Annotated in this window: 19 protein-coding genes; 7 read left to right on the forward strand and 12 right to left on the reverse strand. The window is 63.5% G+C overall.

The window, feature by feature from the left end:
* Positions 1-66: 66 nt before the first annotated feature.
* From AC07O2_RS01355 to AC07O2_RS01365, 3 genes are all read right to left on the reverse strand, one after another.
* Entirely contained in the window at positions 67-774 is a 708-nt protein-coding gene (locus AC07O2_RS01355; RefSeq protein WP_495073944.1) for a response regulator transcription factor, read from the reverse strand.
* A complete protein-coding gene (locus AC07O2_RS01360) occupies positions 755-2389 on the reverse strand; it encodes a sensor histidine kinase (RefSeq protein WP_495073945.1) in 1635 nt (544 codons plus the stop codon). Before AC07O2_RS01360 ends, AC07O2_RS01355 begins: the two co-directional genes overlap by 20 nt.
* A gap of 143 nt (positions 2390-2532) precedes the next feature.
* Entirely contained in the window at positions 2533-3135 is a 603-nt protein-coding gene (locus tag AC07O2_RS01365; protein WP_495073946.1) for a TetR/AcrR family transcriptional regulator, read from the reverse strand.
* A gap of 143 nt (positions 3136-3278) precedes the next feature.
* Between AC07O2_RS01365 and AC07O2_RS01370 the strand changes: the two genes are divergently transcribed.
* From AC07O2_RS01370 to AC07O2_RS01385, 4 genes are read left to right on the forward strand one after another with little or no spacing between them, the layout of a single operon-like run.
* On the forward strand, positions 3279-4475 hold the full coding sequence (locus AC07O2_RS01370; protein WP_495073947.1) for an efflux RND transporter periplasmic adaptor subunit: 1197 nt from the start codon (positions 3279-3281) through the stop codon (positions 4473-4475).
* Positions 4476-4492: 17 nt separating this feature from the next.
* A complete protein-coding gene (locus AC07O2_RS01375; RefSeq protein WP_495073948.1) occupies positions 4493-7642 on the forward strand; it encodes an efflux RND transporter permease subunit in 3150 nt (1049 codons plus the stop codon).
* Position 7643: 1 nt separating this feature from the next.
* Positions 7644-9098, forward strand: a complete 1455-nt coding sequence (gene adeC, locus AC07O2_RS01380) for an AdeC/AdeK/OprM family multidrug efflux complex outer membrane factor (protein WP_495073949.1) — start codon at positions 7644-7646, stop codon at positions 9096-9098.
* A complete protein-coding gene (locus AC07O2_RS01385; protein WP_495073950.1) occupies positions 9095-9238 on the forward strand; it encodes a hypothetical protein in 144 nt (47 codons plus the stop codon). The genes adeC and AC07O2_RS01385 overlap by 4 nt, the downstream gene beginning before the upstream one ends.
* Here the strand turns inward: AC07O2_RS01385 and AC07O2_RS01390 are convergent.
* Positions 9235-10407, reverse strand: a complete 1173-nt coding sequence (locus AC07O2_RS01390) for an isovaleryl-CoA dehydrogenase (RefSeq protein WP_495073951.1) — start codon at positions 10405-10407, stop codon at positions 9235-9237. The genes AC07O2_RS01385 and AC07O2_RS01390 overlap by 4 nt on opposite strands.
* A gap of 104 nt (positions 10408-10511) precedes the next feature.
* Positions 10512-10919 (reverse strand): MerR family transcriptional regulator, encoded by a 408-nt coding sequence (locus AC07O2_RS01395; protein WP_495073952.1) that lies wholly within the window; start codon positions 10917-10919, stop codon positions 10512-10514.
* Positions 10920-10991: 72 nt separating this feature from the next.
* On the opposite strand from AC07O2_RS01395, the gene AC07O2_RS01400 reads away from it, so the two are divergent.
* Positions 10992-12110, forward strand: a complete 1119-nt coding sequence (locus AC07O2_RS01400) for an MBL fold metallo-hydrolase (protein ID WP_495073953.1) — start codon at positions 10992-10994, stop codon at positions 12108-12110.
* A gap of 152 nt (positions 12111-12262) precedes the next feature.
* On the opposite strand, the gene AC07O2_RS01405 is transcribed toward AC07O2_RS01400, so the two are convergent.
* Complete coding sequence (locus AC07O2_RS01405) at positions 12263-13006, reverse strand: M48 family metallopeptidase (RefSeq protein ID WP_495073954.1); 744 nt, start codon at positions 13004-13006, stop codon at positions 12263-12265.
* Between the two features lie 331 nt (positions 13007-13337).
* Here AC07O2_RS01405 and AC07O2_RS01410 point away from each other — a divergent pair, with 331 nt between their 5' ends.
* Positions 13338-15059 carry a methyl-accepting chemotaxis protein gene (locus AC07O2_RS01410; RefSeq protein ID WP_495073955.1) on the forward strand — a complete coding sequence of 574 codons (1722 nt, stop codon included), beginning with the start codon at positions 13338-13340 and terminating at the stop codon, positions 15057-15059.
* A gap of 67 nt (positions 15060-15126) precedes the next feature.
* On the opposite strand, the gene AC07O2_RS01415 is transcribed toward AC07O2_RS01410, so the two are convergent.
* The 5 genes from AC07O2_RS01415 to glyQ all read right to left on the reverse strand — a co-directional run bounded on the left by AC07O2_RS01415 (position 15127) and on the right by glyQ (position 20594).
* Positions 15127-15918 (reverse strand): M48 family metalloprotease, encoded by a 792-nt coding sequence (locus tag AC07O2_RS01415; RefSeq protein ID WP_495073956.1) that lies wholly within the window; start codon positions 15916-15918, stop codon positions 15127-15129.
* Between the two features lie 205 nt (positions 15919-16123).
* Positions 16124-16858, reverse strand: coding sequence for a lysophospholipid acyltransferase family protein (locus tag AC07O2_RS01420; protein WP_495073957.1), 735 nt, complete (start codon positions 16856-16858; stop codon positions 16124-16126).
* A 70-nt stretch (positions 16859-16928) separates the two neighbouring features.
* Positions 16929-17495: a D-glycero-beta-D-manno-heptose 1,7-bisphosphate 7-phosphatase gene (gmhB, locus tag AC07O2_RS01425; protein ID WP_495073958.1), complete on the reverse strand. Its 567-nt coding sequence runs from the start codon at positions 17493-17495 to the stop codon at positions 16929-16931.
* A gap of 29 nt (positions 17496-17524) precedes the next feature.
* Entirely contained in the window at positions 17525-19660 is a 2136-nt protein-coding gene (gene glyS / locus AC07O2_RS01430; RefSeq protein ID WP_495073959.1) for a glycine--tRNA ligase subunit beta, read from the reverse strand.
* 1 nt (position 19661) lies between these two features.
* Positions 19662-20594: a glycine--tRNA ligase subunit alpha gene (gene glyQ, locus AC07O2_RS01435; protein WP_495073960.1), complete on the reverse strand. Its 933-nt coding sequence runs from the start codon at positions 20592-20594 to the stop codon at positions 19662-19664.
* Positions 20595-20748: 154 nt separating this feature from the next.
* Here glyQ and AC07O2_RS01440 point away from each other — a divergent pair, with 154 nt between their 5' ends.
* Positions 20749-20967: a hypothetical protein gene (locus AC07O2_RS01440; protein ID WP_495073961.1), complete on the forward strand. Its 219-nt coding sequence runs from the start codon at positions 20749-20751 to the stop codon at positions 20965-20967.
* Positions 20968-21139: 172 nt separating this feature from the next.
* Here AC07O2_RS01440 and AC07O2_RS01445 read toward each other — a convergent pair whose 3' ends face one another.
* A complete protein-coding gene (locus AC07O2_RS01445; protein ID WP_495074218.1) occupies positions 21140-22165 on the reverse strand; it encodes a type II asparaginase in 1026 nt (341 codons plus the stop codon).
* Between the last annotated feature and the right edge of the window lie 142 nt (positions 22166-22307).

Consider the following 22307-nt stretch of genomic DNA (forward strand, 5'->3'; position numbering starts at 1 on the left):
TGAACCCTAAGTCGCTTGCTGCGTGAACCGTGGTTAACGCCAAGATGAACAGAAGATGAATCCGTTTTAAGGCAAAGCCTCCAGCCGGTAGCCCAGGCCACGCTGGGTGTGGATCAGTGGCTGGGCCTGGCCGTCGTCGATCTTGCTGCGCAGGCGGCGGATGTAGACGTCCACCACATTGGTCAGCGGGTCCTCGTGCGAGCCCCAAACCGCGGACAGAATGCGTTCGCGGCTGAACAAACGGCCCGGGGCCGACATCAGCAGCTCCAGCACGGCCAGCTCGCGGGCCGTCAAGGTCACGGGCTGATTCCCCCGGGTGACGCGCATGGCGTCGTGGTCCAGCACTAGGTCGCCCACCACCAGGCGGGACGCATTGGCGGGAGCCACGTCGCGCGATCGGCGCATCAGCGCCTCGATGCGGGCCAACAGCTCTTCAAACGCAAAGGGTTTGACCAGGTAGTCGTCAGCCCCCAGGCGCAGGCCGGAGACGCGGTCATCCAGCGAGCCCAGAGCGGTAAGCATCAGTATGGGCAGGGCCACGCCAGCGGCGCGCAGGGTTTGGCAGACCTCCAGCCCCCCCATGCCGGGCAGCATCACGTCCAGCAGCATCACGGCTGGCGTGTCTTCGTCGCGCGACTGCTGGGCCAGCACGCGTGCCTGGGCCAAGCCGTCGGTGCCGTTGCGCGCCAGTTGTACGCGGTAGCCCTCGGCGCGCAGGCCGCGGTCCAGAAAATCAGCGACGCGGGCGTCGTCTTCAACGATCAGTATGTTCATAGGCTTGTTCTGCCAACAGTGGCAGCCACAAGCTTACCGTGGTGCCCTGGCCTGGCTGGCTGTCGATATCGATATGGCCGCCGTGCGCATGTGCCAGCATGGCCGCAATCGGCAAGCCCAGGCCCAGGCCGCTGCCATCGGCGCGGTGCAGGCGGGCATTTTCACCGCGAAAGTTGCGCTCGAACACGCGGGGCAGGTCATCGGCGCTGATGCCTATGCCATGGTCGGTTACGTGCAGTTGCCACTGGGCTGCGCCGTTTGCGTCTACCACGGTGCTAGCCCGCACCTGCACCCGGCCCGCAGCATGCGAATAGCGCACGGCGTTGTGCAGCAACAGGGTGAACAGCTGGCGCAGGCGCTGTGCATCGCCCAGCAGGCGCCAGCTGGAAGACTCGTCCGGCGAGGCGTACTCCACCTGCACGCGGTGTTCACGGCCCAGGGCTCGGGCCTGCTCCACGGCGTCCTGCAAGGGCCCGGCCACGTCCAGCGGCGTGCGATGCAGAGCCAGCGTGTCAATGTCGTTGCGCGCCATGGTCAGCAGGTCATCGATCACACCGCCGAGTTGCTTGGCCGAGCTCACGATCCGCTGCATGGCACCTTGGTAATACTCTGCCGGCTTGTCCTGCCCGCGCAAGGCAATATCGGCCTCGCCGCGGATGACCGTGGTGGGCGTACGCAGCTCGTGGCTGATGTCGGCAAACATCTGGCGGCGCCGGGCCTCGAGTTGCCGCAAGGTTTGCAGCGCCTCCTCCAGCTCTGCCGTACGCGCCTGCACCAAATCCTCCAACCGCTGGCGGGCCTGCACCTCGCGCTCGCGGTGGTGGGCGATCTCGGCGGCCATGGTATTAACGCGCTGGGCAAAGCGCGAAAACTCGTCGTGCCGGTGGTCGGGAATGCGGTGCTGCAATTCGCCGCGCTGCAGCGCTTCCACACCGTTGCTCAGCTCTTCCAGCGGCTGGCGCAGCGCCCGCGCAAAGTACAGGGCCAGCAGCGCGGCCGCCAGGGCCAGCGAGGTAGCGGCGCCCAGGGCCAGGGTACGCACCAGGGCCAGCGAGCTGTCGGCCGCCGCGCGGTCGCGCGCCACGGCGGCCTTTTCACGTTCGATATTGCGCGCCAGCAGCGAGCGCAAATCGCGCCCCTGGGACACATCAAACACACGGGTGATCTCGGACCACACCGCCACTGGGTTGGCATTCAGCGGCTGGGGTTGCACGCTGGCCATGGCGGTGCGCAGCTCGTCCAGGCTTTGGTGCAGTACGACCAAATCCTCCTGACGCTGGTGGTGTTCGGCCTGCAGGGCGTCGCGGTCGCCGTCCAGCTCAGCAGCCAGCACGGCCATGGCGTCCAGGCTGGCCAGGGTGGCAGCCATGTCGTTCTGCAGCTTTTCGCGCAGCTGCGGATCTACCGGCGCGCCCAGCAAAGACTGCGACAGCCAGGCGCGCAGACGCTGCTTGGTGCCATAGAGCTCCAGAAAACCCGCCAGTACGTCGCTGGCGACCCGGCCACGGTAGACCTTGTCACTCGCGGCCTGCAGCGCCCACAAAGACACTCCGCCCTGCAACAGCGCGGCCACAGCCAGCACACCCAGGGCCACGGTAAGACGTTTACGAAACATGCGTCATTATCAGTTTGCGCAGCATGAACGGCAGATGACAAACCGGTGAACCGGGCATGAACCAGCTACCTCATAGATTTATAAGAAAAATGCCTCTAGCGCAGAAGATACCTGCGCAAGCAGCTATCAAATTAGAAGCAACCTCAGGCAGCGTAGGCCCGCATAAAGACGTCTACCGCGCGTGCCACTGCCTGCTGCGCGAACTCAGGCGAGCCATCCACCGGCACGCCGAACAGGCGCTGGGGTTCGATCTCTGCGGGCCACAAGGCCAGCAAATGGGCGGCTGCCACCCGTGTATCCATCGGCCGCAGCCAGCCATCGTCTATGGCGTACTGCAGGAACTCGGAGATCACATCCAGCCCCTTGCCAGGGCCATTGGCGTAAAAGTGCAGCCCGATATCCGACTGCCCCGACTCGGCGATCACCATGCGTTCACGGGCAATCGTGTCAGACGACAGCAAAAAAGGCAGCACCACCTGGCCGACCTCGCACAAGCGCTGCGCGACCTCCTCCTGGCTGTGCGCGCGCGCCAAGATGGAGTCCCCGAAATGCTGGCGCGAGGAATTGTTCGCCACCTCCAGGAACAGGTCTTTCTTGGACGGGAAATAGCGGTACAGCGTGGCCTTGGAGCCGCCCACCCGGGCCGATATCTCGGCCATGGAGGCCCGCTCATAGCCCACCTCGGCAAACACTTGGGACGCCAGGGCCAATATTTCTTCGCGTTTAGCAGGACTCAGAACTCGCATGGGAAAGATGTCTCCATATGCCCCTATTTTTTTACGGGGGCTTTACTTACATGTTTTGACATTTTGATTGTACCCACATAAGATTAAAACGATACGGTACAGTACCGTTTTATTAAAAACCTGCAATCCCAAGGAGTTTTCCCATGCGCTTCACCTATGTCCCCCATGCCGTGGCCCTGGCCGGCACCGTGCTGCTCAGCGCCTGCGGAAAGCCTCCCATGGGCGGCCCACCGCCCTCGCTGGCCACTCCCGAAGTCGGCACCATCACCGTACAAACCCAAAAGCTGGCCCTGACCACCGAACTGCCAGGGCGCACCGTGCCCTACCAGATCGCCGAGGTACGGCCCCAGGTGAACGGCATCGTGAAAGAGCGCAAGTTCCGTGAAGGCAGCGACGTAAAAGCCGGCGAGGCGCTCTACCAGATCGACCCCGCCACCTACAAGGCCAGCTACGACAGCAATGTGGCTGCCCTGGCCAAGGCCCAGGCCAATCTGCAAACCACCCGCCTCAAGGCCGCGCGCTACAAGGAACTGGTGGCCATCAAGGCAGTGAGCCAACAAGACTACGACGACGCCGCCGCCACGCTGGCCCAAGGCGAGGCCGATGTGGCCGCCGCCAAGGCGAATGTGGAAACCAGCCGCATCAACCTGGCTTATGCGCGGGTGGACTCCCCCATCTCTGGCCGTATCGGCCGCTCCAGCGTGACCGCCGGCGCCCTGGTGACCGCCAGCCAAGCCACCGCACTGGCCACAGTACAGCAGCTGGACCCGATCTATGTGGACGTAACCCAGCCCAGCGCTTCCCTGTTGCGCCTGAAGCAAGCCATGGCCCGGGGCGATCTGCAAAAAAGCGGCGCCAACGCCGCCAAGGTCAAGCTGGTGCTGGAAGACGGCAGCAGCTACCCCATCGAAGGCAAGCTGCAGTTCTCCGACGTGACGGTGGACCAGAACACCGGCTCCATCACGCTGCGCGCCGTGTTCCCCAACCCGCGCGCCGAGCTGCTGCCCGGCATGTATGTGCGCGCCGTGCTGGAAGAAGGCACTTTGGACCAAGGCGTGCTGGTGCCCCAGCCCGCCGTTTCGCGTGACAGCACCGGAAAACCCATTGCCTACGTGGTGGGCTCGGACCAAAAGCTGCAACGCCGCGTGCTGGAAACCGACCGCACCATTGGCGACCAATGGCTGGTGCGCAGCGGCCTGAAGGCCGGTGACCAACTGGTCGTAGACGGCCAGTTGCATGTCACCTCCGGTGTGTCCGTCAAGAGCGTGCCCTGGGTCGCCAAGCAGGCAGCAAGCGCGCCAGCTACGGCATCCACCACCGCCAAATTGGCTTCGAACTGATAGCAGCAGAGACCACCATGGCACGTTTTTTTATTGACCGCCCCATCTTCGCCTGGGTGCTTGCCATCATCGTGATGCTGGCAGGCATCTTGTCGATCAACACCCTACCCATCGCGCAGTACCCCAGCATCGCACCGCCGGCTGTCGCGATTACCGCCAACTACCCCGGTGCATCGGCCAAGACACTGGAGGACACCGTCACCCAGGTCATCGAACAGAAGATGAAGGGCCTGGACCGGCTGAGCTATATGGCCTCGACCAGCGAATCCTCCGGCTCGGTCACCATTACGCTGACGTTTGAGAACGGCACCAACCCCGACACCGCACAGGTGCAGGTACAGAACAAGCTGGCCCTGGCCACGCCGTTGCTGCCGCAAGAAGTGCAGCAGCAGGGCGTGCAAGTGACCAAGTCGGCCAGCAACTTTCTGAACATCCTGGCCTTCACGTCGGAAGACGGCAGCATGGATGGCGCCGACCTGTCGGACTACGTGGGCGCCAATGTGCAAGAGCCGCTGAGCCGCGTCGAGGGCGTGGGCGACACCACCCTGTTTGGCGCGCAATACGCCATGCGTGTCTGGCTGGACCCCAACAAGCTGAACAGCTTCAGCCTGACGCCGCTGGACGTCAAAACCGCTATCCAGGCGCAGAACGCCCAGGTATCCGCAGGCCAATTGGGTGGCCTGCCAGCCACGAGCGACCAACAGCTGAACGCCACCATCACGGCCCAAACACGGCTCAAGACCGTCGATGAATTTGGTGACATCCTGCTGCGCACGCAGTCGGATGGCTCCCAGGTGCGGCTGCGCGATGTCGCCCGTATCGAGTTGGGTGGTGAAAGCTACAACGTCACGGCCCGCTACAACGGCAAACCCGCCGCGGGCCTGGCCCTGAAGCTGGCCACGGGCGCGAATGCGCTGGACACGGTGCGTGGCATCGACGCGCGGCTGACGGAGCTGGAAAAGTTTTTCCCCCAAGGCATGAAGGTCCAGAAGCCATACGACACCACGCCCTTTGTGCGGATCTCCATTGAAGAAGTGGTGCGTACGCTGGTGGAAGCCGTGGCCCTGGTGTTTCTGGTCATGTACCTGTTCCTGCAGAACTTTCGTGCCACGCTGATCCCCACTATTGCCGTACCAGTGGTGCTGCTAGGCACCTTCGGCGTGCTGGCCGCCTTCGGCTACAGCATCAACACACTGACCATGTTCGCCATGGTGCTGGCCATCGGCCTGCTGGTCGATGACGCCATCGTGGTGGTGGAAAACGTGGAGCGGGTGATGACCGAAGAAGGCCTATCGCCCAAAGAAGCCACGCGCAAATCCATGGGGCAAATTACTGGCGCGCTGGTGGGCATTGCCCTGGTGCTGGCAGCCGTGTTTGTGCCCATGGCGTTTTTCAGCGGCTCCACCGGCGTGATCTACCGCCAGTTCTCCATTACCATCGTGTCGGCCATGACACTCTCGGTGCTCACCGCGATGGTGCTCACCCCCGCGCTGTGTGCCACGCTGCTCAAGCCAGTAGAGAAAGGCCATGCGCTGACCACCACGGGATTCTTTGGCTGGTTCAACCGCAACTTCGACCGCAGCAACCGCCGCTACCAAGGCGTGGTGCGCCACATGATCAGCAAGGGCTGGCGCTACATGCTCGCCTATGCGGTAATCGTGGGCCTGGTGGTATTTGGCTTCCTCAAACTGCCGGTAGGTTTCTTGCCTGACGAAGACCAAGGCACCTTGTTCGGCCTGGTCCAGCTGCCACCCAGCGCCCCGCAATCGCGCACGCTGGAAGTGATGAAACAGGTGGAACACCACTTCCTGGAAGACCAAAAGGAGGCGGTCCAGGGCCTGTTCACCGTAGCGGGCTTCAGCTTCGCCGGCAGCGGGCAAAACTCGGGCCTGGTTTTCGTGCGGCTCAAGTCCTGGGACGAGCGCGCCAGTGAAGCACTGAGCGTCAACGGCGTCGCCGCCAAGGCGGGTGCATTTTTTGCCACCATCCGCGATGCCAAGGTTTTCGCCTTCGCACCGCCGGCGGTATCGGAGCTCGGCAACGCCACTGGCTTTGACCTGATGCTGCAAGACCGGGCCAACCTTGGCCACGCAGCCCTGATGCAAGCCCGCAACCAATTGCTGGGCATTCTGTCCCAGGACAAGCGACTGGTCGCGGTGCGCCCGAATGGCATGGAAGACACCCCCGAATTCCGGCTCGACATCGATCCACACAAGGTCGGCGCGCTGGGTCTGAGCATGAGCGACGTAAACAACACCTTTTCTGCGGCCTGGGGCAGCAGCTATGTGAATGACTTCATCGACAAGGGCCGCGTGAAGAAGGTGATGCTGCAAGCCGACGCACCCTACCGCATGCGCCCCGAAGACATCGACAAATGGCAGGTGCGCAACAGCGCCGGCACGATGGTGCCGTTCACCGCGTTTTCCACGGCCAGCTGGACCTCCGGGTCGCCGCGCCTGGAGCGCTACAACGGCGTTCCCTCGGTGGAAATCATGGGCATGGCCATGCCAGGCGCCGCTTCCAGCGGTGAGGCCCTGGCCATCGTCGAGCAAGCGGTGGCGCAGCTGCCACCCGGCATAGGCTATGAATGGACCGGGCTGTCGCGGCAGGAAAAAGCATCCAGCGGCCAGACCGGCATGCTGTACGCGCTGTCCATCCTGATCGTGTTCCTGTGTCTGGCCGCACTGTACGAGAGCTGGGCCATTCCGTTCTCGGTGTTGCTGGTGGTGCCGCTGGGCGTATTTGGCACGCTGCTGGGCGCCATCCTGACCTGGAAAATGAACGACGTGTACTTCCAGGTCGGTCTGCTGACCACCATCGGCTTGGCATCGAAGAACGCCATTCTGATCGTGGAGTTCGCCAAAGAACTGCACGAGCAAGGCAAGAGCCTGATGGAGTCGGCCTTGCAAGCCGCACACATGCGTTTGCGCCCCATCTTGATGACCTCGCTGGCCTTCATTCTGGGCGTGTTGCCCCTGGTGCTGGGTAGCGGAGCCGGTTCAGGCGCACAACATGCCCTGGGCACGGCTGTGATCGGCGGCATGCTGTCCGGCACCATCCTGGCCATCTTCTTTGTGCCGCTGTTCTTTGTTTTGGTGGTTGGGCTGTTCAAAGCCAAGCCGGCAACACCAGTGCCGCATGCCACTACCGTTACCGAAGGTGTTTGATATGTCCCGTTTTTTATTGACTCCACTGGCACTGGCCGCCCTGCTCTCGGGCTGCAGCCTGATGCCCACCTACCAGCAGCCCGCAGCCCCGGTACCGGCGGCCTTCGCGGGCGACACCGGCGGCAGCACCAGCAGCGCCGTGGCCGACCTGGGCTGGCGCGATGTGTTCACCGACCCGGCGCTGCGCCGCGTGATCGAGCTGAGCCTGGCCAATAACCGCGATCTGCGTGTCGCCGTGCTCAACATTGAAAAGGCCCGCGCGCAGTACGGTGTGCAGAACGCAGCCCTGTTCCCCACCGTGAATGCTAGCGGCAGCGGCTCGGGCAGCCGCACACCAGCCGATCTGTCCTCCACCGGTCAGGCCGCGGTGTCGCACCAGTACAGCGCCACGCTGGGCTTCAGCGCCTACGAACTGGACCTGTTCGGCCGCGTGCGTAGCTTGAATGCGCAGGCGCTGGAGCAGTTCCTGGCCACCGCCGATGCGCGGCGCAGCAGCCAGATCAGCCTGATTGCCGAAGTGGCCACCAGCTACCTGACGCTGGCAGCCGACCAAGACCGGCTGAAGCTGGCCCGCGACACCCTGGCCAGCCAGAACGACTCGTACCGCCTGAACCAGCGCAGCTACGAGCTGGGCGTGGCATCGGCCCTGACGCTGCGGCAGGCGCAAACCAGCGTGGACTCTGCCCGTGTGGACGTGGAGCGCTACACCGCCCAGGTGGCCCAGGACCGCAATGCCCTGGTGCTGCTGGTAGGCGCCGATGTGCCGGCCGAGTTGCTACCGCAAACCCTGCCCGATGGCAACAGTGCTGCATCCAGCCCGCTGGCCAGCATCGCGCCCGGCCTACCATCAGACCTGCTGCAGCGCCGGCCGGACATTCTGCAGGCCGAACGCACGCTGAAAGCTGCCAACGCCAATATCGGTGCGGCGCGCGCCGCCTTCTACCCCAGCATCAGTTTGACGGCGTCGGCGGGCAGCTCCAGTTCCAGCCTATCGGGCCTTTTCAAGGGTGGGTCGGGCAGCTGGAGCTTCGTGCCGCAGATCTCGCTGCCGATCTTTGATGCCGGCGCGAACCAGGCCAACCTGGACGTCGCCACCGTCAGCCGCGACATCAACGTAGCCCAGTATGAAAAGGCCATACAAACCGCCTTCCAGGAGGTGTCCGATGCGCTGGCCCAACGCAGCACGCTGGGCCGTCAGCTGGAAGCGCAGCAGTCGCTGGTGGACGCCACGGCGGACAGCCTGCAGCTGTCGGACGCCCGCTTCAAGCGCGGCGTGGACAGCTACCTGGGCGTGCTGGACGCGCAGCGTTCGCTCTACACCGCGCAGCAAAACCTGATCAGCACCCAGCTGTCACGGCTGACCAATCTGATCACCTTCTACAAGGTGCTGGGCGGCGGGTGGGTGGAAACCACGCAGAACACGGCCAACAGCAGCGCAACAGGACCCAAAACATGAGCACACCCCACGTCCGCAATTCCGTAGGCCACATGGGCCTGCGTGCCGTCACAGCCCTGTGCCTGCTGTCCAGCCTGTCCGCCTGCGTGCTGCCACCACCTCCACCGCCACCCGTGGTGCTGTTGCCACTACCGCGCTAGCGGGTTTCGGCAAACAACTCGCGGCCGATCAGCATGCGGCGGATCTCGCTGGTGCCGGCGCCAATCTCGTAAAGCTTGGCATCGCGCCACAAACGGCCCAGCGGGTAATCCAGCGTGTAGCCGTTGCCACCAAAGATCTGCACGCCCTCGCCGGCCATCCAGGTGGCTTTCTCGGCACACCACAGGATGACGGACGCACAGTCCTTGCGCACCTGGCGCACATGCTCCGGGCCCAGCGCGTCCAGGTTCTTGCCCACGGTATAGGCGAAGGCCCGGGCCGCCTGCAAGGTGGTGTACATATCGGCCATCTTGGCCTGGATGAGCTGAAACTCGCCGATGCTCTGGCCGAACTGCTTACGTTCGTGCACATAGGGCAGCACGTTGTCCAGCACCGCCTGCATGATGCCTATGGGCCCTGCGGCCAGCACGGCGCGCTCGTAGTCCAGGCCACTCATCAGCACCTTGCTGCCCTGGTTCAGGCCACCCAGGATGTGGCTGGCCGGCACCACCACGTTGTTGAATACCAGCTCGCCGGTATGGCTGCCGCGCATGCCCAGCTTGTTGAGCTTTTGCGCCACTGAAAAACCAGGCATGCTCTTCTCGACCAGGAAGGCGGTAACACCGCGCGGCCCCGGTGCGGTGCGCGCATAAACCACCAACACGTCGGCGTCCGGTCCGTTGGTGATCCACATCTTGTGGCCGTTCAGCAGATAGTGGTCGCCTTGGGCCTCGGCCTTGAGCTGCATGGACAGCACGTCACTACCCGCCCCGGTCTCGCTCATGGCCAGCGCGCCTACATGCTCGCCGCTGATCAGCTTGGGCAGGTATTTTTCGCGCTGCGCGTCCGTGCCGTTGCGCTTGATCTGGTTCACACACAGGTTGCTGTGCGCGCCATAGCTCAGGCCAACCGAGGCGCTGGCGCGGCTGACCTCCTCCATCGCCACCATGTGCGCCAGATAACCCATGTCGGCACCTCCATAGGCCTCCGGTGCGGTAATGCCCAGCACGCCCAGGTCGCCCATCTTGCGCCACAGGTCCATGGGGAACTGGTCGTGGGCGTCGATATCGGCGGCGCGCGGGGCGATCTGGTCCTGGGCGAAGCTGCGTACGGCATCGCGTAGCGCATCAATATCCGCGCCGAGTTGAAAGTCGAGTCCGGGAAGTTGCATGCGGTGTCTCCTGTTTATGTACGCCATGCTGGCTCGTGGCCATTTGACGTTGACGTCAACGTAAAGCATAAGCCGCTACGCAGCGCCGCACAACCCCGGGAAAGCTAGCGTGACTTGCCGCGCTTCTCGCTTTTAGCCAGCAAGGCCTGCGCATCCACCTCATGCGCCTTGACCTCTTGCAAATTGGCCTGCAGCTCGGCCAATTGGTCTTCCAGCTGCTGGCGGTGCGTAGCCAGCACAGCCAGAAACTTGCGCAGCTGCGGCGCTGTGTCGCGCGGGCTGTCGTACATGTCGATGATGTCCTTGGCCTCCGTCAGGCTCAGGCCCAGGCGCTTGGCACGCAGGGTCAGCTTGAGCCGAGCACGGTCACGGGTGCTGTAGACGCGGGTGCGGCCGCCCGGGCCGGTACGCTCAGGTTGCAACAGGCCCATGTCTTCATAGAAGCGCATGGCGCGGGTCGTCAGGTCGAATTCCTGGGCCAGATCGCTGATGGTGTAGGTAATGGTCGCCATGGTGTCGCAAATGAGGGGGCCGTCTAGAATGACGTTGACGTGAACGTCAATTATGGTCTGAAAACGCGCCCCATGAACCTCCTCGAACAGCAACTCCACTACCCTTTGAGCGACACCATGCCGGCCACCGGCGACAGCATTCCAGTCGCACCGGGCGTACGCTGGATACGCATGGCACTGCCCTTCGCTCTGGACCATATCAACCTCTGGCTGCTGCGCGACGAGATCGATGGGCAGGCTGGATGGTCGGTAGTGGACTGCTGCATCAGCCGCGATGAATCGCGCGCGCAGTGGGAAAGCATCTTTGCCAGCCAGCTCGAAGGCCTGCCCATCTTGCGCGTCATCGTGACGCATATGCACCCGGACCATATTGGCCTGGCCTACTGGCTGTGCGCGCGCTGGAACGCACCGCTGTGGATCAGCGCCACCGACTATTTCGTTGCCTGCCACCACACGCACACCACCAGTGGCAATGGCGGCGCGGCGGCTGCCAGCTTCTTCCAGAAGCACGGCCTGACCGACCCGGAATCCATGGCCAAGATCAGCGCCCGCAGCGGCTACTACAGCGCCATGGTGCCCGAGCTGCCGCCCAGCTTCGTGCGCATGCAGGACGGTCAGACGCTGCACATAGGCGGGCGCGACTGGCGCTGCATCAGTGGCTACGGCCACGCGCCCGAGCACATCGCGCTGTACTGCGCTGAGACCAAAGTTTTGATAGGCGGCGACATGATGCTGCCTCGCATCTCCACCAATGTCAGCGTGTTCGACATAGAGCCCGAGTCGAACCCGCTGCAGCAGTTCCTGGACTCGATAGACAAATTCGCCACGCTGCCACCCGACACCCTGACCCTGCCCTCGCATGGCCGCCCGTTCCAGGGCCTGCACACCCGCATCCAGCAGCTGCATGACCACCACCGCGAGCACCTCGCCCGCGTCATGGCTTTCGCGCGGGAACAACACAGCTGCTGCGCCGCCGACATCCTGCCGGTGCTGTTCAAACGCCAGCTGGACCTGCACCAGACCACCTTCGCCATGGGCGAGGCGATTGCGCATTTACACAAGCTGTGGGTAGACGGCTATCTGCAACGCCGGCGCGGCGCAGACGGCATCTACCGCTTCAGCCCCACACCTCTGGCCTATCCGCACGGCCTGGTGCCCGGCGAAAGCGAAGAGCTACCGATCAGCGCCTGACCGCACGCACAAACGCGTCGGGCTTAGTCCAGAAACACCGCGGAACTGGCTCCGCCAGGCCGCAGGTGTTGCCCCCTGCAAGGGGGTTGGCGGCCACTTGCGTTATCGACCCCTTGGGTCGATCCCGGGGCAGTGGGCAAGCCTGGGGGTGTTCAACCATCTTCCCACTTGGGAATCTGCACCTGCTTGAGTTGGGCGCGCAACGCCGGATAGTCCGGCATGACCGAGCCCACGGTGCCCCAGAAGCGCGGGCTGTGGTCCATGTACCGCAGGTGGCTTAATTCGTGCACCACCACATAGTCCACCACCGCGGGCGTGTGGTGCATCAGGCGCCAGTTCAGGCGGATGGAGCCGCTGCTGCTGGCACTTCCCCAGCGCGTCGCCGCGTTAGACAGTGCAAGGCGACTCCATTGCACACCCAACTGCGGCGCGTAATGCTGCAGGCGTTGGACAAAAAAACTACGCGCCTGGGCCAGCATCCACTTGTGGGCTGCCGCACGAATTTGCAGCGCGCTAGCCTGCAAGGGCAGACCCAGACAAAGCTGGTTACCCAGCAAGGCGCTACCACGCCGCTGCGGGTCCAGCACCAGCACCAGGGTCTGCCCCAGATAAGGCAATTCCGTACCATGGCGCCAGACGATGCGCGAGGCCTGTTGCTCGGCCTGCCGCTCGCGCGCCTGCTCCAGCTTTTGCACAATCCAGCCGGCCTTGTCGCGCACAGCGGCATCCACCTCGGCCAGCGGCACCCAGCGCGGCGCACGCACCGCCAGGCCCAGTGGCCCAACCACAAAAACGATGCTGCGCCGCTTGGCGCGCTGGAACTCGTAGGCCACCAGGGTGTTACCCAGCAGCGCCTCTCGCGTGGCACGCGGATGGCGAAACGATGGCGTCGCCAAGTCCCCATCCTCCATGGCGCCTGGCAATACATTTGCTATTAATTCAGGAGCTACTTGCGCAGGAGGTACATGCGCCAGAGGCACTTTTTTCTTGGACCGCAAGCGCGGGGCAGGCTCAGGCGCCGGCGCAGGGGCAAAGAGATCCAGGGTGAACTGCAGAAGGCTGCGCATAGCGATAAAGTTTACCGTGGACGCTGGTACCAACCATGCCGGCTCTTGACCACCCAGGCGCGAAGGACTAAAAACCATTGCCAGCCCTTGCCGCAAAGGTATACACCTTGCAGCCCCCCGCGCAAACCTGGCCCCGCCCGACCACACTGAAAGGCGCACCGTGAAGCTCAACGATCTCAAAATTGGCACCCGCCTCATGCTGGGCTTTGGCTCGGCCACCCTGATCGGCATCGCCATTGCACTGGTGGGCGCCATCCAAATGCGCCAAATGGCCAACAGCCTGGACGAAATTGCGAACAACCGCATGGTGAAAATCAACCAGTTCTCCGATATCAAGGACAACTTGAACACCGTGGCTCGCTCGGTACGCAACATCGTGATCAAACCCGATGCGACCGCCAGCAATGCGGAGTTGAAACGTATTACCGATGCACGCGCCCAAAACAACCAGCTGCTGACGGTACTGGACCGCACCGTCAAAAGCGCCGAGGCACGCAGCTACCTGAAGACGCTGAACGAAACACAAGCCCCCTACAACCAAGGCGTGGACCGTGTCATCGAGCTGGCCAAGCAAAACAAGGCCGATGAAGCCATTGCGCTGCTCACCGGCGACATCCGCGACAAACAAAACCAGCTCTTCAAAGCCGTGGACGACGTAACCGAGTACCAGAGCAAGGTGGGCAGCGACCTGGCCCATGCAGCAGGCGGCAGCGCCTCCTTCTATGCCATGGTGATGGTCGGCCTGGCGATTGCAGCCACAGGCATAGGTAGCCTGCTGACCTGGGCCATTACCCACAACCTGACCCGCACACTCGGGGCCGAACCGGCGCAAGTCAACGATGCGGTGCAACGCGTCGCAGATGGCGACCTGAGCCACACGATTGTGCTGCGTCACAACGACAGCTCCAGCACCATGGCCCTGGTCAAACGCATGCAGGACGCCTTGACCGGCACAGTAGGCCGCGTGCGCAGCAATGCGGAGGGTGTGGCAGCCGCCAGCGCCCAGATCGCCCAGGGCAATAGCGACCTGAGCGCCCGTACCGAGCAGCAGGCCAGCGCGCTGGAACAGACCGCAGCCTCGATGGAAGAGCTCAGCTCCACCGTGCAACAAAACGCCGACAACGCCCGCCAAGCCAACCAGTTGGCCCAAAGCGCCAGCACCGTGGCCGTCAAAGGAGGCGAGGTGGTGGCCCAGGTGGTGGAGACCATGAAGGGCATCAACGACTCGTCCCGCAAGATCAGCGACATCATCGGTGTGATCGACGGCATTGCCTTCCAGACCAATATCCTGGCGCTGAATGCCGCGGTGGAAGCCGCGCGCGCCGGCGAACAGGGCCGGGGCTTTGCCGTGGTGGCCAGCGAGGTGCGCAGCCTGGCCGGACGTTCAGCCCAGGCCGCGAAGGAAATCAAGGACCTGATAGGCGCCAGCGTGCAGCGGGTGGAGCAAGGCTCCAGCCTGGTGGACCAGGCCGGCGTCACCATGACAGAGGTAGTCAGCTCCATCCGCCGCGTGACGGACATCATGGGTGAAATCAGCTCGGCCAGCTCAGAGCAGAGCTCGGGGGTCTCGCAGGTGGGTGAAGCGGTCACGCAAATGGACCAGGCCACGCAGCAAAACGCCGCGCTGGTAGAGGAAATGGCCGCCGCCGCCAGCAGCCTACGTACCCAGGCCGACGAGCTGGTCGGTGCGGTAGAGGTCTTCAAGCTCCCCCCGCAAAGCAACGCCGCCGCCCCTCGCATCGTCCAGACCCCACGCCCACCCCAAGGCGGGGCACGCCCGGCCATTTCGCAAAGGCCCGCACCCACGCTGAAAACCGCCGCGCTGGCCCGACCCAAGGCCCCTCAGTCCGCCGGAGCAGAAGGCGACTGGGACAGTTTTTAGAGCTGTCAGCAGCAACAAAAAAGGCAGCCCAGGCTGCCTTTTTCATGTGCGCAGTAAGCGCTGAATCTTATTTCTTGACCGCCAGCAGATCGCGTACGCGGTCCGCGCGGCCCTTGGCGTCGGGGTACAGCAAAGCGGTCGCCTTGTCGCGCTGGCCCTTGACCGCGAGCTTGCGGAGCGCGTGCTCCAGGGCCTTAGGGTCGATATGGTTCTTCTTCAGAAAAGCCAGGCTGTAGTCGTCGGCATCCAGGTCGGCACTGGAAGTGAACGGGTTCTTCTCCACTTGCTCGCCAATCGCCTGCAAGTCGGCGTCGGACAGATTGTCCAAAGCGTTGCTGAAGGTGGTGACGCTCTTCGCACCGTCAAACGCCTGGTAGGCCGTGCGCAGGCGCAACATGGCCGCGCCGCTCTTCACAAAGCTGATTTCGCGGCCCAACATGGCCAGCAGCTCGGGATCGTTCAAAGTATCCATCAGCCCGTTGTAGACACGGATCGAGCCGTCGGGTGAGGGCGTGGCGTCCGGTACGGGGTTGCGGTAGGGCTTGAAGTTCAGGCTCAGACCGTCTTCGTTCTGTAGCTTGGCTGTCAAGCGGGCCAGGCGCAACACATAGCGGTCGCGCGGACCCAGCGGGTTGATGTTGTCCAGACGGGTTTGCATCTGCACCGCCAGGCTCTTGAGCTCGACATCAGACACCGAGACCACCTTGGGCGCGGCGGCTTCCACTGCCGCTTCTGCAGCCGCGGCCGCATTGGCTGCTGCCGCCGTTTCCGCGGCCTTGCTACTGGCGTCGCCAGATTTGGGAACGGTATTGCACGCCGCCAACAGCAGCGCCATGGCGATCACAGAAAGCTTTTTCATAAGTCGGTGTGGTTGGGAATAGAGAGGGGGCGAGGCGCAGGCCCTTGCCTGCACAGCAGACGGTGGAAGGAAGCCACCAGCGAGCGCAAATTCTAGACGCGACCACCCGCACGCCTTGCCAATATGCCCTCCAAATGGAGGATAGAAAACCGCCCCGTCGGGCTAAGAACGTGTTAACGAACTCTTTGGGGTCGTCAACAGGTTCTTAGCGGTAGGCGTCCGGGTCCAGGCGGCGCATCTCGGCTTCGATCCAGGCCTGCACCTCGGCCATCAGCTCGTCCGGGCGCCGGCCCACGCTCGGAATGGGCTTGCCTATGGAAATGTCCACAATGCCCGGGGTCTTGATAAAGGCCTTGCGCGGCCAGCATTTAGCGGCGGTTACGGCAATCGGTACCACCGGCACACCACACTGGATGGCCAGGCGGGTGCCACCGGTCTTGTATTCGCCGACCTGGCCGCGCGGAATACGCGTGCCTTCGGGGAACAGGATGATCCAGGTGCCCTGTCCCGCCAGGCGCTTGCCGGACGCCACCATCTTCTTGAAAGCCTGGCTGCCCTGGCTGCGGTCAATGTGGATCATGTCCATGCAGGCCATGGCCCAGCCAAAAAACGGTATCCACAGCAGCTCTTTCTTGAACACAAAGGCCAGCGGGCGCGGCATGATGGCCGGCATCACCAGGGTCTCCCAGGTGGACTGGTGCTTGACCAGCAGCACCACCGACGCCTTGGGATCGGTGGGCAGGTTCTCCATGCCGGTGATGCGATTCTGGATGCCCAGGATCGCCGTGCCGCTGTCCACCGAGAGCTTCAGCCAGCGTGCGCAGGCCCAGTAGATGCGGGTCGCACCGGCAAACGGCGCCATCAACAGCACCGCCAGGGCCCAAGGGACGACGGTCACCGCCAAAAACAGCATATGCAGCACGGATCGGATGAAAGGCATGGGTATCTTTTAGGCAGTTGGCGCAGGTTTCATCTGCGCATACAGCTATACAAACTATAGCAAACGGAAATCAGGTCTTGGCGGGTTGCTCGCGGCCGATGACGAAGTTGGCGAAGGCCAGCAAGTCCTGGTGCACCCAGGTGCCCACCGGATATTCGGGCGGCAGGCTGGCCTGGCCACGGTAGCAGGCGGCCTTGCCGGTCAGCACCAGGTGCGGCTCACAGCCCGCCGCGATGCCGGCTTGCAGGTCGCGCAGGCTGTCGCCCACGGTCGGCAGCCCCTGCAGCTCGATGCCGTAGCGATCGCCAATCTGCTCGAACAGGCCTGGCGCGGGCTTGCGGCAGCTACAGCCCTCATCCGGCGCATGCGGGCAGAAAAACACCGCGTCCACCTTGCCGCCCACGGCCGCCAGCAGCTTGTTCATCTTGGCATGCATGGCGTTCAGCGCAGCCATGTCGAACAGCCCCCGGCCCAGGCCGGACTGGTTGGTCGCCACCACCACATGCCAACCCGCATGGTTGAGCTTGGCAATCGCCTCCAGCGCACCCGGCAGCGGCAGCCACTCTTCCGGCGACTTGACGAAATCGCTGCTGTCGGCATTGATGGTGCCGTCGCGGTCCAGGATGGCGAGTTTCATGGCGTGGGCTCCGGGCATGGGCTTCAGGTTTACGCGGCCAGCTTGGAAAGGTCCGCCACGCGGTTCATGGCGTCGTGCAGGCTTTGCAGCAGGCCCAGGCGGTTCAGGCGCACGTCGATCTCTTCGGCATTCACCATGACGCCGTCGAAGAACGCATCCACCGGCGCGCGCAAGGCCGCCAGGGACTGCAAGGACGCGGTGTAATCGCCGGCCTCGAACTGCGCGAGGGCCACAGGAGCCACCTGCTGCATGGCTTCGAACAAAGCGACTTCGGCGGCTTCCTTGAGCAACACGGGGCTGACATGGGGGTCCACCACCGCGGCGGCCTTTTTCAGGATGTTGCCGATGCGTTTGTTAGCTGCTGCCAGGGCTGCGGCTTCGGGCAGCGCGGCAAAGGCGCGCACGGCGGCCAGGCGCTTAGGCACTTCGGCCAGGCGCTGCGGACGCAGGGCCAGCACGGCGTCCACTTCCTGGGCGCTATAGCCTTCTTCACGCAGGCTACCGCCCAGGCGGTCAAACATAAAGGTCAATAAGGCCTGCACCGAGGCATCGCGCCCCGCAGTCAGCTTGTCGCCCAGCACGTCAAAGGCACCCGTCACCAGAGCAGTTACGTCCAGCGACAGGTTTTGCTCGGTCAGCATGCGAATCACACCCAGCGCGTGGCGGCGCAGCGCGAACGGGTCTTTGTCGCCAGTCGGCAGGTTGCCGATGCCGAACATGCCCACCAGCGTTTCCAGCTTGTCGGCCAGGGCCACGGCAATACCCACGGGGTTGCGCGGCAGGCTGTCGCCAGCGAATCGGGGTTTGTAATGGTCTTCGATCGCGTCGGCCACGTCGGCGCTCAGGCCGTCGTTGAGTGCGTAGTAGCGGCCCATGGTGCCTTGCAGCTCGGGGAACTCGCCCACCATGTCAGTCACCAGGTCGGTCTTGGCCAGTTGCGCAGCCTGGTCGGCCTGGGCCGCCAGCGCGTCGCCGCCCAACTGCTGTGCAATTGCCTTGGCAATGGCGCGCACGCGCTCTACGCGCTCGCCCTGCGAACCCAGTTGGTTGTGGTAGACCACCTTGCCCAGGCCTTCGACGCGCGACAGCAGCGTCTTCTTGCGGTCCTGGTCGAAGAAGAACTTGGCATCGGCCAGACGCGGGCGGACCACGCGCTCGTTGCCGCCGATCACTTCACTGGCGTCGGCCGGGCTGATGTTGCTGACCACCAGGAACTTGTTGGTCAGCTTGCCGGCTGCGTCGAGCAGCGGGAAGTACTTCTGGTTGGCCTTCATGGTCAGGATCAGGCATTCCTGCGGCACGCCGAGGAATTCTTCCTCGAAGCTGCAGACCAGCACATTGGGGCGCTCGACCAGGGCGGTGACTTCGTCCAACAATGCTTCATCTTCGATAGCACGCACCCCACCACCGATCTGCGCTGCAGCCGCATTTAGCTGACGCACGATGTCGGCACGGCGATCCGCAAAGCTGGCGATGACGGCGCCGTCCTTGGCCAGCGTGGCGGCGTAGCTGTCGGCGTCTTTCAACACCACAGGGTCCACAGCGGCTTCAAAGCGGTGGCCGTGGGTGGTGTTGCCGGACTGCAGGCCCAGGGCCTCCACCGGCACCACGTCGGCACCGTGCAACGCCACCAGGCCGTGCGCAGGGCGCACAAAGCTGACGCTGCTCCAGCCGGGCAGCGCGCAGCCGCTGGACAACTGGTAGGTCATGACCTTGGGGATGGGCAGCTTGGCAATGGCTTCCAGCAAGGCTTTTTGCAGGCCTTCCTGCAGCTTGGCACCGGCCACGGTGCGCTCCAGGAACAAGGCCTCGGCCTTGCCGTCCATGGCGCGCTTCAGGCTGGCGACGGCGGATGCGTCGGCGCCCAGGGCTTGCAGCTTTTTGAGCAGCGCAGGCGTGGCTTGGCCATCGGCACCCAGGCCCACAGCCACCGGCATCAGCTTGGCGGACACAGCCTTGTCGGCAGCGAATGCGGCCACGGCGGTGATGTGCGCGGCCAGGCGGCGTGGCGAAGCGAACGCGGTGACTTGCGATTCGGCGCTGGCCAGGCCCTGGGCCTGCAGCTGCTCCAGTAGCACGCCGGCAAAAGCGTCGCCCAGCTTCTTCAGGGCCTTAGGGGGCAGCTCTTCAACAAACAGCTCCACCAATAGATTCTTCACGGTCATATCAGGCGGCTTTCTTTTCAATCTGGGCCAGGACTTCGGCGGCCCACTCCTTGGGCGCCATCGGGAAGCCCAGGCGGGCACGGCTGTCCAGGTAGCTTTGCGCCACGCTGCGGGCCAGGTTGCGGATGCGGCCCATGTAGGCGGCACGTTCGGTCACGCTGATGGCACCGCGTGCGTCCAGCAGGTTGAAGCTGTGTGCGGCTTTCAATACCTGTTCATAGGCGGGCAGGGCCAGTTGTTCGGCTACCAGATGCTTGGCCTGCTTTTCATGCGCGGTGAAGGCGGTGAACAGGAAGTCGGTGTCGCTGTGCTCGAAGTTGTAGGTGGATTGCTCGACCTCGTTCTGCTTGTACACATCGCCATACGTCAGTTTCTCGCCATTCAGGCCTTCGGTCCAGACCAGGTTGTAGACGTTGTCCACGCCTTGCAGGTACATGGCCAGGCGCTCCAGGCCGTAGGTGATCTCGCCGGTGGCGGGCTTGCAGTCTATGCCGCCGACCTGCTGGAAGTAGGTGAACTGGGTGACTTCCATGCCGTTGAGCCAGACTTCCCAGCCCAGGCCCCAGGCGCCCAGCGTGGGGTTTTCCCAATCGTCTTCGACGAAGCGGATATCGTTCTTCTTCAAATCGAAGCCGAGCGCTTCCAGAGAACCCAGGTAGAGCTCCAGGATATTTGCCGGTGCGGGCTTGAGCACCACCTGGTATTGGTAGTAATGTTGCAAACGATTCGGGTTTTCCCCATAGCGGCCGTCCTTGGGGCGGCGGCTGGGCTGCACATAGGCGGCCTTCCACGGCTCGGGGCCGATGGCGCGCAAAAAGGTAGCGGTGTGCGAGGTGCCCGCGCCCACTTCCATGTCATACGGTTGCAGGAGGGCGCAGCCTTTGTCAGCCCAATAGGACTGCAGGGTCAGAATGATTTGCTGGAATGTCTTCATGGAGGTCTGCAAAAGAAGAGGCCGCCGGAGGCGGACTAATCTTTGATTTTACGGGGCCGCGAACCTTGGCCCGCAAACCGACTCTGCCAAGTCGGAGGGCCGAGAGCCCACACATCACTTACATTTACATACAAGTTGCAGAACAGGAGGACGAATGGAGCAGACAGGTAGCAATTTTGCGTGGTTTATAGCGTACCTGGTCGGCGGCGTCGTGATGCTGCTTGCCGTCGTGGCGTGGGCGCTGGTCCTGCAGCACCGCAAACACCAGCGCGAACGGCGGGCCACCGCACGGGCCTCCAAGGCACGCGCCAAAGCCTGGCGCGAAGGCCGCCCCTCCCCCTCCAAGCAAGTGCCACTTGAACCAAAAAAATAGCCGCTAACGCACATAGATCGTGCGGTAACAGCTATTATTTTCAGAGCAAGCGTTTAAAGACGCCCCTGCCCCATCCCAAGGATGCCGCAGAACCGGCTACGCCGGGCTGCAGGCATCGCCCCCTGCAAGGGGGTTGGCGAAGCGACACGAAGTGCGCGCAGCCTGGGGGTGTTCAATACTCCCAGAATATGCGCTGCAGTTCCTTGGTGTCCGAGGTCTTGGTCAGGGCCACCATGGCCAGGATGCGGGCTTTTTGCGGGCGCAGGTCGTTGGCGACCACCCAGTCGTACTTGTCGTCAGGCTGCTCGGCATTGCGGATGACGAAACCGTCCGGCACGCGCGAGCTGCGGATCACGATGGCGCCATCGGCACGCACTTTTTGCAGGTAGGGCACGATGCGGTCGGCCACCGAACCATTGCCCGGACCACCGTGGACCAGCGCCTTGATGCCGCTCTTGCCCAGGGCTTCGATCGCGGTGGGCGCCACACCTTCATAGCCCATGGCGATTTCCACCTGGGGCAGCGAAGTGATGGTGTCGATGTCGAATTCGGAGTTCATGGTGTGGCGCTTGACCGGGGCGCGGAACCAGTAGTTCTTGCCTTCCACGATCATGCCCAGCGGGCCCCATTGGCTGGAGAAAGCATTGGTCTTGACGTTGACGTTCTTGCTCACGTCACGGCCGCTGTCGATGGTGTCGTTCATGGTCAGCAGCACGCCCTTGCCCATGGCGTCCTTGCTGCCGGCCACGGCTACTGCGTCATACAGGTTCAGCGCGCCGTCGGCCGACAGGGCCGTACCAGGGCGCATGGAGGCGACCATCACGATGGGCTTGTTGGTGTGCTCCACCAGGGTCAGGAAGTAGGCGGTTTCTTCCACGGTGTCGGTGCCGTGGGTGATGACGATGCCGTCCACGTCAGCCTGCTTGGCCAGGGCCGAAACACGCTTGGCCAGAGTCAGCAGGTTGTCGTTGGTCAGGCTTTCAGACGCCACCTGGAACACCTGCTCGCCACGCACATTGGCCACATTGGCCAACTCGGGCAGGCCGGCGATCAGCTTTTCGACCCCGACCTTGGCAGCGGCATAGGTAGCGCTGTTCAATGCCGATGCACCCGCGCCCGCAATCGTGCCGCCGGTAGCCAGAATCACCACGTTGGGCTTGGCTGTCTGGGCGTGGGCCAAAGTAGCCAGCGCGGACATGGCGGCGATGGCGGTACCTGCAATGAATTTTTCGATCCGGAAATGGGCTCGCATACAAATGGCTCCTGGTAATTTTGCTTGTGGAAACACGCCTCAAATCAGAGGTGCCCGATGGTATCGGTGCTCCCACAAAACACTACGC

Source organism: Rhodoferax sp. GW821-FHT10B06 (assembly GCF_059415605.1).

Excerpts from the sequence above, each read along its gene's own strand:
- AC07O2_RS01355 (WP_495073944.1), bottom strand. The coding sequence starts at position 774 with ATGAACATACTGATCGTTGAAGACGACGCCCGCGTCGCTGATTTTCTG.
- AC07O2_RS01360 (WP_495073945.1), bottom strand. The coding sequence starts at position 2,389 with ATGTTTCGTAAACGTCTTACCGTGGCCCTGGGTGTGCTGGCTGTGGCC.
- AC07O2_RS01365 (WP_495073946.1), bottom strand. The coding sequence starts at position 3,135 with ATGCGAGTTCTGAGTCCTGCTAAACGCGAAGAAATATTGGCCCTGGCG.
- AC07O2_RS01370 (WP_495073947.1), top strand. The coding sequence starts at position 3,279 with ATGCGCTTCACCTATGTCCCCCATGCCGTGGCCCTGGCCGGCACCGTG.
- AC07O2_RS01375 (WP_495073948.1), top strand. The coding sequence starts at position 4,493 with ATGGCACGTTTTTTTATTGACCGCCCCATCTTCGCCTGGGTGCTTGCC.
- adeC (WP_495073949.1), top strand. The coding sequence starts at position 7,644 with ATGTCCCGTTTTTTATTGACTCCACTGGCACTGGCCGCCCTGCTCTCG.
- AC07O2_RS01385 (WP_495073950.1), top strand. The coding sequence starts at position 9,095 with ATGAGCACACCCCACGTCCGCAATTCCGTAGGCCACATGGGCCTGCGT.
- AC07O2_RS01390 (WP_495073951.1), bottom strand. The coding sequence starts at position 10,407 with ATGCAACTTCCCGGACTCGACTTTCAACTCGGCGCGGATATTGATGCG.
- AC07O2_RS01395 (WP_495073952.1), bottom strand. The coding sequence starts at position 10,919 with ATGGCGACCATTACCTACACCATCAGCGATCTGGCCCAGGAATTCGAC.
- AC07O2_RS01400 (WP_495073953.1), top strand. The coding sequence starts at position 10,992 with ATGAACCTCCTCGAACAGCAACTCCACTACCCTTTGAGCGACACCATG.
- AC07O2_RS01415 (WP_495073956.1), bottom strand. The coding sequence starts at position 15,918 with ATGAAAAAGCTTTCTGTGATCGCCATGGCGCTGCTGTTGGCGGCGTGC.
- AC07O2_RS01420 (WP_495073957.1), bottom strand. The coding sequence starts at position 16,858 with ATGCCTTTCATCCGATCCGTGCTGCATATGCTGTTTTTGGCGGTGACC.
- gmhB (WP_495073958.1), bottom strand. The coding sequence starts at position 17,495 with ATGAAACTCGCCATCCTGGACCGCGACGGCACCATCAATGCCGACAGC.
- glyS (WP_495073959.1), bottom strand. The coding sequence starts at position 19,660 with ATGACCGTGAAGAATCTATTGGTGGAGCTGTTTGTTGAAGAGCTGCCC.
- glyQ (WP_495073960.1), bottom strand. The coding sequence starts at position 20,594 with ATGAAGACATTCCAGCAAATCATTCTGACCCTGCAGTCCTATTGGGCT.
- AC07O2_RS01440 (WP_495073961.1), top strand. The coding sequence starts at position 20,749 with ATGGAGCAGACAGGTAGCAATTTTGCGTGGTTTATAGCGTACCTGGTC.
- AC07O2_RS01445 (WP_495074218.1), bottom strand. The coding sequence starts at position 22,165 with ATGTCCGCGCTGGCTACTTTGGCCCACGCCCAGACAGCCAAGCCCAAC.